Raw genomic sequence first — 13,379 nt, forward strand, 5'->3', positions numbered from 1 at the left:
ATACCGCCTGGTCCGTATGGGAGCCATTAATCTAGGAAGTCCATCCGAAGGGGAAGACGCCACAAAAAAACCTCGACGGACGATTTTCGCGATTTTCTGAGGACATCAGAATGACACGAAATAGCGCGCCCTTCCGCCAGGGTTTGGTCCCTGGTGGGTTGCTGCACAGTTGTTCATTCGATGGTCGAAACTCGGAGTATGGCAGCGCCTCTTTGAAAAGGTCAAAGACAGGGATCAGGCTCTCCTCATGATCTTTCTCGAGGGTACGACGATCCGTGCCCATCACAAGGCGGTCGAGGCCGCCAAAAAGGACGATAAAGAGGGTGCCTCAGGCGCTTGGCCGCTCATGTGGAGGCTTTGGCACGAAGGTCTGGTAGCTACAGATGACATGGCAGGGCACTGTCCTTCACGCTGTCGCCCAGCCAAACCCATCAGCCTATGTCGTCTGTGACCATGGGTATGCATCGCATAAATTCCGTGAATATCTCTGGAACCTAGGATCTCGCCCTGTCATTCCACCAAGGAAGAATGATCCAGAAGTCGCCTGTCCCAGATGGGCTTACAAACAACGGCATCTGGTCGAAAATTTGTGGATAAGGCTTAAGGAGTGGCGGGCGGTCGCGATCCGATATGAGAAAACCGCCGCATCTTTTATCCACGTCATCCTCATCGCTGCTACAGCAGACCATATCAAGGCCTAACAGGCCCTAGCAAGGCACCGGTATAATCACTGATCTGTCCCGCAGTCATGAAAAAACTCAGCGGTCGTCCGTTCTGATCGGTGAACGCATTACAGCTTCGTGTTCATGTCGCCCTTTGTCCGTTCAATAAGTCGGTCTTGTTCTTCACGAATAGCAAAATAAACCGTATTTCTAAACCAACGATGAAGAGGATCAGCATCTACACGAGGGTGCCAAGCCTGAAACGCGCGAACAGGAGGAAGCTTAAAAGGGAAAGAAAAAGTCTTCAAACCCAATGAAGCCAGTGGTAGCCGATCAGTCACAATTTCCGGCAAAGGAAGTATAACATCAGCCTCCTTCATGGATTCAATAAGAGAGTAATACGTTGGAACTACCAAAGCAATTCTACGAGATAACCCGTATCTCTCCTTTAAAACGGTATCAATAGGACCATTCTGCTTCCCTTTTCGTGATACGCTAACATGATCATACTTTACTAATTCCTTGGGCGTAATTTCTTTTTCGAATATTGGATGATTTTTTCTAACCAGAGCATTGAAATTCGTTTCAAAAAGAGTTTTTCGCATAATTTCAGGACGAAGATCATCTGTAGCTCCAATATAAAGATCTATCCTGTTTCCCCTTAGGGATTCACTGGCCGTTTCCTCGGACTCAGGCGAAAAAACAATTCGACAATCCGGGCAGTCCTGACGGAGCGCCAGAAGAATAACCCGCCCAAATGCCCCAACAACAAGATCATTGGCACGAATAGTAAATAATGGTGCCATTCCTCTAAGATTGAGAGTTGCCCCTTCACTTAACAGATCGTCCGCTTCACGCACCAAAACCTGAACTCTGTCGCGGATACGGTTCGCAAAGGCTGTCGCAACCATCCTGCGACCTGACATAACGAGGATTGGATCGCCGAAAACAGCTCTGAGTTTGGCCAAGTGCCGGCTCATGGCAGGCTCGCTGACTTTAAGCCGTCGCGCAGCAAGAGAAACGCTCTGTTCCTCCACCAGAACCTGAAGATAACGCAAAAGATCCAGATCATAGCGACGCCCGAGCGACTGCTTTTCCGACATGGCATTTTCCTTCCTTCAGGTAACAGCAAACATTCCCGTGACCATAAACAGGAACGATGAAGTCCAACATACAGAAATGAAAGGCTTCTCAGACATCCTTCCAAAAAGTGAAATCCTAACCTGTTCGAAGTGAGGGTTTTCTCCTCAAAGAGTTACCCCGATAGATGCACTCAGACACCAAGAGAGCAGCTGATGGCATCACCTTCACAAACCGCAGCGCTACCCGCGCAACCGTCCTACATGCCCCCCTTCGGGATACGCACTCTGATCGGGTGTCTTGGTATGTTGCTGGCTGTGCATGTCGCAGGGTTCAACGAACACATCACCGAAATCGGCCTGTCGGACATCCGCGGTGCCATGCATATCGGCCGTGATGAAGGCACGTGGTTCATCTCGACCTACGAAGCCTTCAACATTGCCGCCATGGCCTTCACGCCATGGTTCTACATGACGTTCTCAATCTACCGCTTTTCGATCTTCATGACGGCAGTTCTGGCTCTTCTGTCTATTCCCCTGCCCTTCATGCCGGACATGGTTTCCCTGTGCTTTCTGCGTGCAGCACAGGGCCTCAGTGCGGGATGTCTGCCACCCGTCCTCATGACCGTGATGCTTAAATATCTGCCACCTCCCATCAAGGTGTTTGGTGTGGGCGGCTACGCCATGAGTGCGACATTTGGCCCCAATCTTGGTGGTCCGCTGGAAGCCCTGTGGTTTGAGCACTTCGGCTGGCACTGGCTGTACTGGGAAGTCATTCCCCTGAGCGCCATTGCCATCGCCATGATGGCTTACGGCCTTCCCAGAGACCCGGTGCATCTCGAACGGTTCATGAAGTTCAACTGGCGTGGCTTCTTCATCGGTGTGCCGTCCATTCTCTGCGTGGTCACAGTGCTTTATCAGGGCGACCGCCTGGACTGGTTCCGCTCTCCGATTATTTCCCATCTGACGTTTTGGGGTGGGGCACTGTTTGTGGGCTTCCTGTTCCACGAGTGGCACCATCACAGCCCGTTTTTCCGGCTTCAGTACTGGAAGAACCGGAACATTGCGATGGCCATGCTTACCCTTGTGGGCGTTCTGGTCATCTGCAGTCTGATGATACAAATTCCGTCCACGTATCTGGCAGAAGTGCGTGGATACCGGCCGTCCCAGACAGCTCCTATCGCGCTGATGGTGGCCCTGCCACAGCTCATCATGCTCCCGTTGACGGCGGCCCTCTGCAACATGCGTTCGGTGGACTGCCGCTATCTGCTTGGTATTGGCATGAGCTGCCTTGGGCTGGCGGCGTTTCTAGGAACCTGGCTCACACCCGACTGGGTGCGGGATAATTTCTATCTTCTGCAGGGCCTACAGGTCGTAGGGCAGCCCATGGTAGTCATTCCCGTCTTGGTATTGGCAACGATGTCCCTCGGACCGGCGGACGGCCCATTTATTTCCGGCATGGTGAACATGCTCAAGGGGATGGCCAGCGCAGTTGGCGCGGCCCTGTTCGAGATACTGCTCAGACGCCGTGAGCAGTATCATTCCAACATGCTCCTGGACCGCTCCGGCAATAACGCGACGTCCCTGTCCAGCATGGGAAACCCGATTGAGAGCGCGATCCAGAATACGTCCCCGGATACGGCGCATGTTTCCCACAACGCATTGGAAATCTTTCATGACTACCTGCACGAACAGTCTGTGGTGTTGGCTTTGGCCGATATCTATCTGGTCGTTGCCGTGCTGTGTGCAGGTTACGTCGTTCTGAATTTTATTCTTCCAAAACGCGTCTACCCGCCCGGCAAAGGCCCGGCCCCCAAGCCTGCTCCCGCCCCTGTCTCCACTCCTGTTCCGGCGGCTCCCCTTTCCGCCCCCGCACATTAAGATCCGGATCTCTCAGACATGATTTATGGAAAGCCTCTTCTTCTCGCCGGCTGTGCCGTCGTGGTTCTGACCGGACTGGCCTGGAGTGCCGATCGTTTCTTCGTGGGTGACGGCGTTCATCAGAAGACCAATGACGCATATGTCACGGCTGACTTCACGACCGTTGCCCCCAAAGTCTCGGGCCGAATCGACCGCGTTCTGGCAGAAGACAACGAAACCGTTCACGCTGGCGAAGAACTCGCCCACATCGAAGACGATGACTATCGCGCAGCCCTCGCCGCCGCCAAAGGTGACGTGGTGGCCGCAGAAGGCGATGTGACCAACCTTCAGGCCATGCTGGCCCGTCAGGACAGCCTGATTGCCGCAGCATCCGATACCGTCAAAGCCGACGAAGCCAGTCTGGCCTTCGCGCAACAGAACGCCACCCGCTATCATAATCTTTCAGCGGGGGGCGCCAGCACGCTTGAGCAACAGCAGGGCGCTGATGCCCATCTCCGGGAAGCCATGGCAGCCCTCGCCCGTGACAAGGCTGGCGTTGACAGTGCCCAACAGCAGATCCCGGTTCTTCAGGCTCAAATCCAGCGGGCGCAGGGTGCTCTGCTCAAAGCACAAAGCGCCGAACATCAGGCCGAGCTGAACCTGTCCTATTGCACCATTCCCGCCCCGGTGGACGGCATTGTCGGTGAGCGCGGTGTTCGTATCGGCGCGTATGTCCACCCGGGCTCAGGTCTGCTGGCTGTCGTGCCCGTTCAGAAAGCGTATGTGCTGGCCAATTTTCAGGAAACCCAACTCACCAAAATGCAGACAGGCCAGCGGGCCACCATCTGGGTCGATACTTTCCCCGGCCATCCGCTCCATGCCCATGTGGACAGTCTGGCCCCTGCAACCGGCGTGGCCTTCGCTGCGATCCAGCCGGACAATGCGACAGGCAACTTCACAAAGGTGGTCCAGCGTGTGCCGGTCAAGCTGACATTCGATGCCGGGCAGCCTCTGGCGGCCAAGGTTCGCGTCGGCATGTCTGTTGAAGCGGAAGTGGATACGGCCTCACAGCCGGAAGGACCACATGCCCGCGACAACCGTTACGTCTGGCAGTGAGACAGTCCATGCGCTTTTCCCTATCGCCACGAATAGCCGCTCTTCTGTCCGTCACAGCACTGAGCGCCTGTACGGTCGGACCGGACTATCATAAGCCGACTGACAAATCGCCTGCGCACTATCATGAGAGTGTCGCCCCAGCGACAGACCACCCAACCGAAGCCGCACTCGATCCACAATGGTGGCACCTCTACAACGATCCGGTGCTGACGCAACTGGAAGCAGAGGTTGTCCGGAGCAATCTGGACCTGCGGACGGCGGCTCTAAACCTTGCTGAAAGCCAGGCAGAAAGACGCATTGCCAGTGCCGCGCAGATGCCCCGGCTAGATGGAGCCGCATCCTATGCGCGCGAGCGCGCCAGCACCAACGGTATCCTCGGCCTTCTGGGAACGACTGAACAGGCCAGTCCCGGGGATGTTGCCAGCGGAGCGCAGGGCTTCGGACCTGCGGCAGCTGATGGCGCCAAGGGCAATCCCGCCTTTAATCTCCCACAATATGGGCTGAGCGCGTCCTGGGAAGTCGATTTCTGGGGGCATGTTCGCCGGCAGGTTGAAGCCGCTACGGCAGCCATGCATGCCACGGAAGACATGCAGCGCAATGTGCTTGTTTCCCTGATGGCGGAAACAGCCCAGAATTATATCGCGCTCAGGAATATTCAGGCCCAGATCGCCATCACGCAGCAGAGCATCGAGATCGCACGTCATAGCGTTGATCTGACAAATCTCCGCTTTACTCAAGGAACAGCGACCAAACTCGACGTCGCTTATTCCCGCGGGCAGATGCACAGCTTTGAGGCGCGCCTTCCTGTTCTGAAAAGTCAGGAAGTGCATCTCATCAATGCCCTCAGTTTCCTTGTCGCCCGTGAACCCGGCGCTTTGGCCAGCACCCTCGGCAAGCCCGGCGCCATTCCGCCTGTGCCCACAATCATCCCGACCGGCCTGCCCTCACAACTGGCAGACCGCCGACCGGATATCCGTGCAGCACAGGAACGCCTCCATGCCGCGACGGCCAGCATCGGCGTCGCCATTGCAGATTTTTACCCACGTATAACTCTCTCTGGCAGCCTCGATATTCAGGCTCTCCAGTTCAGTGGACTTGGGTCCTGGGCCTCTCGTCAGTATGGCTTTGGCCCGACCATGACTTTGCCTCTCTTTGAAGGGGGACGGCTCACAGGCCAGCTTCATCTTCGTAAAGCCCAGCAGAAAGAAGCGGCGATCGCACTTCAGAAAACAATTCTGCATGCCTGGGAAGAAATCGACGACGCCATGACGGATCTGAGTACCGCTCAGGAACGTCAGAAACGGCTGGAGGAAAGTGTCACCGAGAACGAGACAGCCGTTCACATTGCTCAACTGCAATATAGTCAGGGCGCTGGGGACTTCCTGAATGTTCTGACAGCGCAAAGTGCTCTTTTATCAACCCGAAGCGCACTCTCTGAAGCCCGCGCAAACGTCGCTCAATCCGTAGCCCTTTTATATCGGGCTCTTGGGGGAGGATGGGAGAAAGTGCTTTAAGCCATGACCCTCTGAGCAATCCCAAAGAACAGGATGGAAGACGGGCGATCATTGCTTCCGTCTTCCATTCGTCCATAACGATCAAGATCATTGATCGAACTTGACCCAAGACAATCATATCCTGGATCAATGTAAAATGGTTATTCCCCTTCTCCATCAGGCAGCGTGTAAGCAATAATTTCATCGCTCACATCTGGCGAGTGGCTCATGCCGCCTGCCGAAATCACGACATATTCCTTGCCATTCTTCGGAGAGCGAAACACCAGAGGTGCTGCCGGAGCCCCGGCTGGCAGCCGTGCTTTCCACAGCTCTTTACCCGTCAATGAATTCAACGCTCTTAAATAATAATCCTGCGTCCCCGCGAAAAACAGAACACCTGACGCCGTAGCCGTTGGGCCTCCCAGCGTCGGCAGCCCCATTGGTACAGACATATGAGTCTTCAAACCCATGGGGCCGGTGTCTTTCACCGTTCCAAGAGGAACCTGCCACAATAGCTTCTTCGTATGCAGATCAATGGCGTTCATCGTTCCAAATGGCGGCGTATTACACGGTACAGCCAGTGGCGACTGAAGAATATCAATACGAACACCACGATAAGGGCCTGCCACTTGCGGGCGCAAAGTGCCCATGAAGCCTGGAACCTCATCCATCGAAATTGTGTAATGAGAAGCGTTCTTTTCGTTCACAAGCATCATGCGCAGCGGTACGCGCATGTCATTCACGAACATCAAGCCCCGGGCTTCATCAATAGCGATACCGCCCCAGTTCATCCCACCAAGCAGACTTGGATATTCAATATAGGGCTTCTCGCCAGGTGGCGTAAATGGACCTTCATAAACAGAGTTACGAAACATAATCCGGCAGTAGAGCTGGTCGAACGTGCTTACGCCCCACATTGAATTTTCTGTAAGCGGCTTATTGCCGATACCCGGCATCCCAACAGAAAATGGCTGTGTCTTGGCCAGATGCTCACCTTCCGCCGCACCTTGGAGTGGAACATTTTTCTCGACCACATCTGTCACCGGCTTCCCGGTCCGACGATCAACAACAAAGATATTGCCCGTCTTTGTGGTCTGGATCAGAGCAGGAACTCTCTCACCCTTGGCGTTACTCACATCATAAAGAACAGGCTGGGACGGAATATCATAGTCCCAGACATCATGATGAACCGTCTGGAACACCCATTTTGTCTGCCCAGTTGTAGCATCAACCGCCACGATCGCCGCACCAAACTTCTCCTTCGCTGCATCGCGATCGCCACCCCAATAATCCGGCGGGCCACCACCCGTCGGCAGATAGACCAGGTTCAGATCACGGTCATATGTCGGAATGGTCCAGACATTTGGTGTTTCCAGCGTATAGGTCTTGGAAGGGTCTGTGGCATTGGCGTTATCCGGATCACCAACATCCCATGTCCAGGTCTGAGCCCCCGTTCGCACATCAAATGCCCGCACGGCCCCTGAAGGTTCGCCATGCACAATATCGCGCACCCAGCCACCAATCACCGTCGTATGACCCATGATGACGGGAATACCCGTAGGATGATACCGTTTGCCGTTTTCGACAGGCCCCATGCGGGACTTCAGATCAACAACGCCATTGTTTCCAAACTTCGGGCACAGCTTTCCCGTATGCGCATCAAGAGCAATCAGACGGGCATCGACCGTGTTTACAATGACGCTCTGACGACAGGGCGCCTCCAGATCGACAGATTTTTCCTCGGCTGTCAGCGTCAGATCTTTGTCGGTATCGTAGTACCCTACCCCACGGCAGCTTACATGCTCTGCGGAATGAGCCTGTGGGTCAAACGTCCACAGAGCATGCCCCGTATCGCCCTCAATCGCGGCAACCTTATTTTCCGGGGTGCAGGAATAAAGAACATTCCCAATCTGCTGCGGCGTATTTTCATCAACGCCCGTACCAGTCCCAGTCACGCGGCGCCCTGTGTGATAAACCCAGGCAACTTTTAGATTGCGAACATTCTCAGGCGTAATGGCCGTATACGGCACATAACGTGTTCCATGTGCATTTCGACCGAAATACGCCCAGTCATCCGGAACATCATCACTGGCCACGACATCTTTAGCGCGGGTCGCAACATCGCTCTCATTGTGGATGGCACCATGCGGTGTAAAGGCTTCAAACACCGTAACGAGAAGAGCAAGTACAAGACCCGCACCACCGATAACGCTGCCCTTGCAAGCCCCGGAAGCAACATCTGAAAGTGTTGCCGCTCCCCACAGCCCCAGAACACAGAGCACCGCTGGAACCGTCAGACGAGGCAACAGTGCCCAGTAACCGATTTCCGGCGTATCAACCAACGCCCAAAGCAAAGTGGCGAGAAAAACCGCAACTGTCGCGGACAAAGCCAACCGCTGCCGCAGAAACATGAGAATACCAATGGCAACATACGCCAAACCTGCGGCGCAATAATAAAAAGATCCGCCCAAAAGAATAAGACGGAACCCTCCAGCCAAAAGCGCAAAGCCAACACAGAAGATAATTGCCGCAAACAAAATACGACATGCGGAGCGTATATCAGCGCCGACTTTTCCCGAAATATTATTCTTCACACCCAAAAACTCCGCATGAGCGACCTTCTATCCACCACAATATTTTCTATTTCTGCACCGCAGAACATCCCCTGGATACTCTGGAACAGTGGTTACTGCCTTATGCCGACAGGCCATGCCGAGCGCCAGTGACATAAAAAAAACCAGAGCCCGCAAAGGCTCTGGTTTTTCCGTCTCAGATTTGTGCTTTCAGCTACGCTGTGGTTTCCGGGAGTTGGCAGCAGCCACGCGCTTACCCCATGCGACAAGCGCATCCGTGCAATCCGTGCGATCAAGTTTGCACTCGATCAGAGTTGGACCACGAGTGTTCTTTCTCGCCTTTTCAATAGCTTCCGCCAGCTCTGCGCCCGTCGTAGCCTTCAGGCCCAGACCCGACTTGCCACTTGCCTCACCTGGAACACCGCCATTGAAGACGTTAACAAGTGCGGCGTAATCCCAGTTCTGGATGTAGTTATATGGCCCGTCATGAATCTTGATTTCAATCACATAACCATAGTTGTTGATCAGGAAAATAATGACCGGCAGTTCATACCGAACCATCTGTGCGACTTCCTGAGCCGTAAGCTGGAACGAACCATCACCGACCATCAGAACGTGCTGACGCTCCGGGGAGCCTGCCGCGTTACCGAAAACAGACGGGACGGACCAGCCGATATGCCCCCACTGCATCTCGGATTCAACGCGCGCGCCTTCCGGCAGATGCATACGGGTCGCATTGAACCAGGAATCGCCCGTCTCGGCGAAAAGAGTCGTGTTACCATCCACCAAAGCGTTGATCTGACGCGTCATCTCGTCATTCGTCAGTGGAGCAGACGGTTCAGCCTTTGGCAGAACGACAGGCTCATAGCGTCCGGTCAAAGACGCAGGCTTATGAGGAACCTGTGCCGTGAGAGCCTTCACGAACTCCTTCAGACGAAAGCCCTCAAACGTCTTGCCATTGACCGTTACGCGGTCCGGGTTAACCTCAAGGACGTTCTCACCACGGATCAGATCATTCCAACCCACCGAAGAATAGTCGTTCCAGACAGGTGCGAGCGTAATGATGCCATCTGCACTTTTGACGACCGCTTCAGCACCGGGGCTGCTGACTTCACCCCAGTAAACGCCACGGAAACCCGGGTGCGTCTCAGGGAAGAAGCTTTTGGCCGCACTCATGACTGTAACGGCACAACCCAACTTGTCCGCCAGAGCTACGGTTTCCTCAAGAGCTTCAGCCGCACGAAGCTTACTGCCAACGAGGATAACAACCTTCTCACGCTGCTTGAGGAATTCTTCCGCTTCCTTAAGAGCGGCTTTCAGACTGGCATCGTCCGGAGCCGGATAGGACAGCAGAGAGTCCACCGGGCCAGGGCGAGCACAGGGAGCCGCAGCCACATTGCAGGAAATTTCCAGATAGGCCGGCTTCTTCTCACGAAGAGCCGTGCGGATGACATGATCAATCTTGGCTGGCGCTGATTCAGCATCCGTGATGCTCTCAGCCGCGCAGGTGACGTGCTTTACCATTTCAAGCTGGTAATTATAGTCCGTCGTGCCGATCGTATGATGCAGCACGCGCCCCGAACCATAGTCATTCGTATTGGGAGCACCCGAAATCACGATGACAGGCAGGTTCTCCGCATAAGACCCACCAAGACCGTTCATGGCTGAAATGGCACCCACACTGAACGTCACGATAGCAGCAGCAGCCCCTTTGGCCCGCGCATACCCTTCAGCAGAAAAGCTGCAGTTCAGCTCATTACAGCTATAGATCTGGCGCATGCCGCCATGTTCGAGCAGCTGATCCAGCAGGACGAGGTTGTAATCTCCCGCTACAGCAAAATGGTCTTTCAAACCGATCTGCGTCAGCCGTTCAGCAAGATAATGTCCAACAGTAAAGCTCATCACGATATCCTCTGAGGAATGTCTGACACGACTCTCGGCAGGATACGGAATAAAGTCCAATATATAGTTGAATGCATTTCCATACATGATACATATGGATCATGGACCTGCGCCACTTACGCTATTTCGTCTCCATTGCGGATCACGGGAGTTTTACCCGTGCAGCCGAAGCTCTGCATATCGAACAGCCTCCCCTCAGCCAGCAGATCAAAGCGCTGGAAACAGAACTGGGGCTTTCCCTCTTTCATCGTTCTCGACGGGGTGCCACCTTGACGGAAGGGGGCATACACCTCTTGGCAAAGGCACGGCATATTCTGGAAATGGAACGCGAGTTCTATTTACTGGCAGGCGGGCTGGCACGAGGCGAACAAGGGAGACTACGCCTTGGTATGGCAGGTGCGGTCGCCCTCCTTCCCCTCATTCCGCGCGCTATCCGACTGTTCCGGGAACGCTGGCCAGATATCGTCATCACTTTGGACGAAAGTAATACTCCTGCACTCTGCGAAGCTTTGCATGAACACCGACTAGACATAGCCATTGTCCGTCCGCCAGCGCCGGATCCGCGTATCACCCTTCACCCGCTGTTTGATGAGCCTACGGTTCTGGCCATTCCCAAAGGCCACCCCCTCTCGCAGCAGGACCGTATCCCGCTTTCTGCCGTGGCCAATGAACCTTTCCTGATTTTCAAACGCGAACTTGGGCCCGGTTTTTATGACGCCATCATCGCAGCATGCCAGAAAGCGGGCTTTACACCCCGGTTGGGTCAGTCCACTCCACAGATTGCAGCAACAGTTCCCATGGTGGCAGCCGGGATGGGCGTTTCGATTGTTCCCGCCTATCTGAGTCAAATCCACGCTGAGGGCGCGACATTCCATCCTATCGACGGCCCTATGCCCCGCGCCTCTATCGCCCTGGCCTCCAGCCAGCCTGAACTCTCAGGGCCGAGCGCACGGTTTCACCATCTTCTCAGCGAACTCGCTGGACGAATGCCAACCGCATCACTCCCATCTACACCTGCTTCAGCGCCTTAAACGATCATCACGTGATTTCTCGAACAGAGAATTTTTCCACACATCCTGCTGAAACGTAATTAACGAGGCAGGACCAACGCCTTCAAGTGCGGCGTCGTGAGAAAATTAAATCCTGTACAATCCTAAATGGAGAAGTATTAACCAATTAGTTACCAGATGATTAAGTAAAAAGAAATTGGATAGTCCCAATTTCTCAAAATAAAAAACACCCCTTTGACTAAAAATCAAACAACACAGAAAGTAATCACGTCTCTTTGATAGAGAGCCATCAAGAAGCACACGCACCCTCTAAACCCTTAAAACATATAGGTATTTTATAAAAAATAATTTTTATATATCGAAAACATATGGATAACGCCAGTTTCAGCGAATGGATGTCCAACCATTTCTCTTCCAGACAATGCGCTAGACGGACCGCAAGAAAGACGGGCCGACGGAAACACAAACAAAGCGCACGCGGGACCAGATCACCGCCAAGGAGAGTTGCAATGATTATTTCGGCAGCGACGGATTATCGAAAAGCAGCGGCTCGAAAACTTCCTCCATTTTTATTTCATTACATTGATGGTGGATCGTATTCTGAACATACCTTGAAAAGAAACACTGCAGACCTTGCGGACCTTGCTCTGAGGCAGCGTATTTTGCGCAATGTGTCCGACCTGGATACTTCTACTGAATTATTTGGTCGCAAACTGGCTTTTCCAGCCGCTCTCGCCCCGGTTGGCCTGACAGGAATGTATGCTCGACGAGGCGAAGTACAGGCCGCACGCGCTGCAAGCCGCAAGGGCATTCCTTTTACCCTCTCTACCGTATCGGTTTGCCCAATCGCAGAAGTACAGGCTGCAGTTCGGGAACCAATCTGGTTTCAGCTTTATGTGCTGAAAGACCGCGGTTTCATGCGAGACGCCCTGGAGCGTGCAAAAGCCGCTGGCGTAACAACTCTTGTTTTTACGGTCGATATGCCCACACCCGGCGCGCGTTATCGCGATGCCCATTCGGGCATGTCCGGCCCGATGGCCAAATGGCGACGCTATGCTCAGGCCGTAACACATCCGAAATGGGCCTGGGATGTTGGTTTGCGTGGGCGCCCGCATGATCTGGGTAATATTTCAACATATCGCGGTACGCCTACAGCCCTTGAAGATTATATCGGTTGGCTCGCAGGTAATTTCGATCCCTCAATAAGCTGGAAAGACCTGCAATGGATCCGGGATTTCTGGGAAGGGCCAATGATCATTAAGGGTATTCTGGACCCTGAAGATGCAAAAGACGCTGTCAAATTCGGCGCGAATGGAATCGTCGTTTCCAATCATGGTGGACGGCAACTTGACGGTGTCCTGTCCACCATTCGGGCCCTTCCCGCGATCGCGGATGCTGTGAAAGGAGATCTGAAAATTCTGGCTGATTCAGGTATTCGCAGCGGGCTGGATATTGCGCGAATGGTCGCCTGCGGAGCCGATGCCGTTCTTCTTGGGCGCGCCTTTGTTTATGCACTCGCAGCAGCCGGAGAACGCGGAGTTTCGAACGTGCTGGACATCATTGAAAAAGAACTCCGCGTTGCAATGACGCTAACTGGAGCACGCTCCATCTCGGAAATTACATCCAACAGCGTCGAAAAACTTGCACGGGATCAATAAATTAAAAAATACCAAGTAAAAATACC

General features: G+C 53.9%; 8 protein-coding genes and 2 pseudogenes. 6 read left to right on the top strand and 4 right to left on the bottom strand.

Annotation, left to right across the window (positions count from 1 at the left end):
• The first annotated feature begins 383 nt into the window (after positions 1-383).
• Entirely contained in the window at positions 384-701 is a 318-nt protein-coding gene (locus J4P41_RS10170; RefSeq protein WP_426067029.1) for a transposase, read from the top strand.
• Positions 702-714: 13 nt separating this feature from the next.
• On the opposite strand, the pseudogene J4P41_RS10175 reads toward J4P41_RS10170, so the two are convergent.
• Positions 715-835 (bottom strand): annotated as a pseudogene (locus tag J4P41_RS10175) (IS5/IS1182 family transposase); the annotation flags it as partial.
• A pseudogene (locus J4P41_RS10180) lies at positions 830-1,765 on the bottom strand (LysR family transcriptional regulator); the annotation flags it as partial. The pseudogenes J4P41_RS10180 and J4P41_RS10175, both read right to left, overlap by 6 nt.
• Before the next feature lie 192 nt (positions 1,766-1,957).
• Between J4P41_RS10180 and J4P41_RS10185 the strand changes: the two are divergent.
• From J4P41_RS10185 to J4P41_RS10195, 3 genes are read left to right on the top strand one after another with little or no spacing between them, the layout of a single operon-like run.
• Entirely contained in the window at positions 1,958-3,622 is a 1,665-nt protein-coding gene (locus tag J4P41_RS10185) for an MFS transporter (protein WP_426067030.1), read from the top strand.
• An 18-nt stretch (positions 3,623-3,640) separates the two neighbouring features.
• Positions 3,641-4,717 carry an HlyD family secretion protein gene (locus tag J4P41_RS10190; protein WP_426067031.1) on the top strand — a complete coding sequence of 359 codons (1,077 nt, stop codon included), beginning with the start codon at positions 3,641-3,643 and terminating at the stop codon, positions 4,715-4,717.
• A gap of 8 nt (positions 4,718-4,725) precedes the next feature.
• Positions 4,726-6,231 (top strand): efflux transporter outer membrane subunit, encoded by a 1,506-nt coding sequence (locus tag J4P41_RS10195; RefSeq protein ID WP_426067033.1) that lies wholly within the window; start codon positions 4,726-4,728, stop codon positions 6,229-6,231.
• A gap of 140 nt (positions 6,232-6,371) precedes the next feature.
• Here the strand turns inward: J4P41_RS10195 and J4P41_RS10200 are convergent, their stop codons facing one another.
• Together J4P41_RS10200 and J4P41_RS10205 are read right to left on the bottom strand one after the other, a co-directional pair.
• Positions 6,372-8,804: a membrane-bound PQQ-dependent dehydrogenase, glucose/quinate/shikimate family gene (locus J4P41_RS10200; protein ID WP_426067034.1), complete on the bottom strand. Its 2,433-nt coding sequence runs from the start codon at positions 8,802-8,804 to the stop codon at positions 6,372-6,374.
• Positions 8,805-8,993: 189 nt separating this feature from the next.
• Positions 8,994-10,685, bottom strand: coding sequence for an alpha-keto acid decarboxylase family protein (locus J4P41_RS10205; protein WP_426067035.1), 1,692 nt, complete (start codon positions 10,683-10,685; stop codon positions 8,994-8,996).
• Positions 10,686-10,786: 101 nt separating this feature from the next.
• Here J4P41_RS10205 and J4P41_RS10210 point away from each other — a divergent pair, with 101 nt between their 5' ends.
• Both J4P41_RS10210 and lldD read left to right on the top strand, forming a co-directional pair.
• Positions 10,787-11,716 (top strand): LysR family transcriptional regulator, encoded by a 930-nt coding sequence (locus tag J4P41_RS10210; RefSeq protein ID WP_062018618.1) that lies wholly within the window; start codon positions 10,787-10,789, stop codon positions 11,714-11,716.
• A 488-nt stretch (positions 11,717-12,204) separates the two neighbouring features.
• On the top strand, positions 12,205-13,353 hold the full coding sequence (gene lldD / locus J4P41_RS10215) for an FMN-dependent L-lactate dehydrogenase LldD (protein WP_426067037.1): 1,149 nt from the start codon (positions 12,205-12,207) through the stop codon (positions 13,351-13,353).
• The last annotated feature ends 26 nt before the right edge of the window (positions 13,354-13,379 follow it).

The sequence above is a fragment of the Gluconobacter sp. NFX36 genome (assembly GCF_049887835.1).
Lineage (GTDB): Bacteria > Pseudomonadota > Alphaproteobacteria > Acetobacterales > Acetobacteraceae > Gluconobacter > Gluconobacter japonicus_A.

Excerpts from the sequence above, each read along its gene's own strand:
- J4P41_RS10205 (WP_426067035.1), bottom strand. The coding sequence starts at position 10,685 with ATGAGCTTTACTGTTGGACATTATCTTGCTGAACGGCTGACGCAGATC.
- J4P41_RS10170 (WP_426067029.1), top strand. The coding sequence starts at position 384 with ATGACATGGCAGGGCACTGTCCTTCACGCTGTCGCCCAGCCAAACCCA.
- J4P41_RS10190 (WP_426067031.1), top strand. The coding sequence starts at position 3,641 with ATGATTTATGGAAAGCCTCTTCTTCTCGCCGGCTGTGCCGTCGTGGTT.
- lldD (WP_426067037.1), top strand. The coding sequence starts at position 12,205 with ATGATTATTTCGGCAGCGACGGATTATCGAAAAGCAGCGGCTCGAAAA.
- J4P41_RS10210 (WP_062018618.1), top strand. The coding sequence starts at position 10,787 with ATGGACCTGCGCCACTTACGCTATTTCGTCTCCATTGCGGATCACGGG.
- J4P41_RS10195 (WP_426067033.1), top strand. The coding sequence starts at position 4,726 with ATGCGCTTTTCCCTATCGCCACGAATAGCCGCTCTTCTGTCCGTCACA.
- J4P41_RS10185 (WP_426067030.1), top strand. The coding sequence starts at position 1,958 with ATGGCATCACCTTCACAAACCGCAGCGCTACCCGCGCAACCGTCCTAC.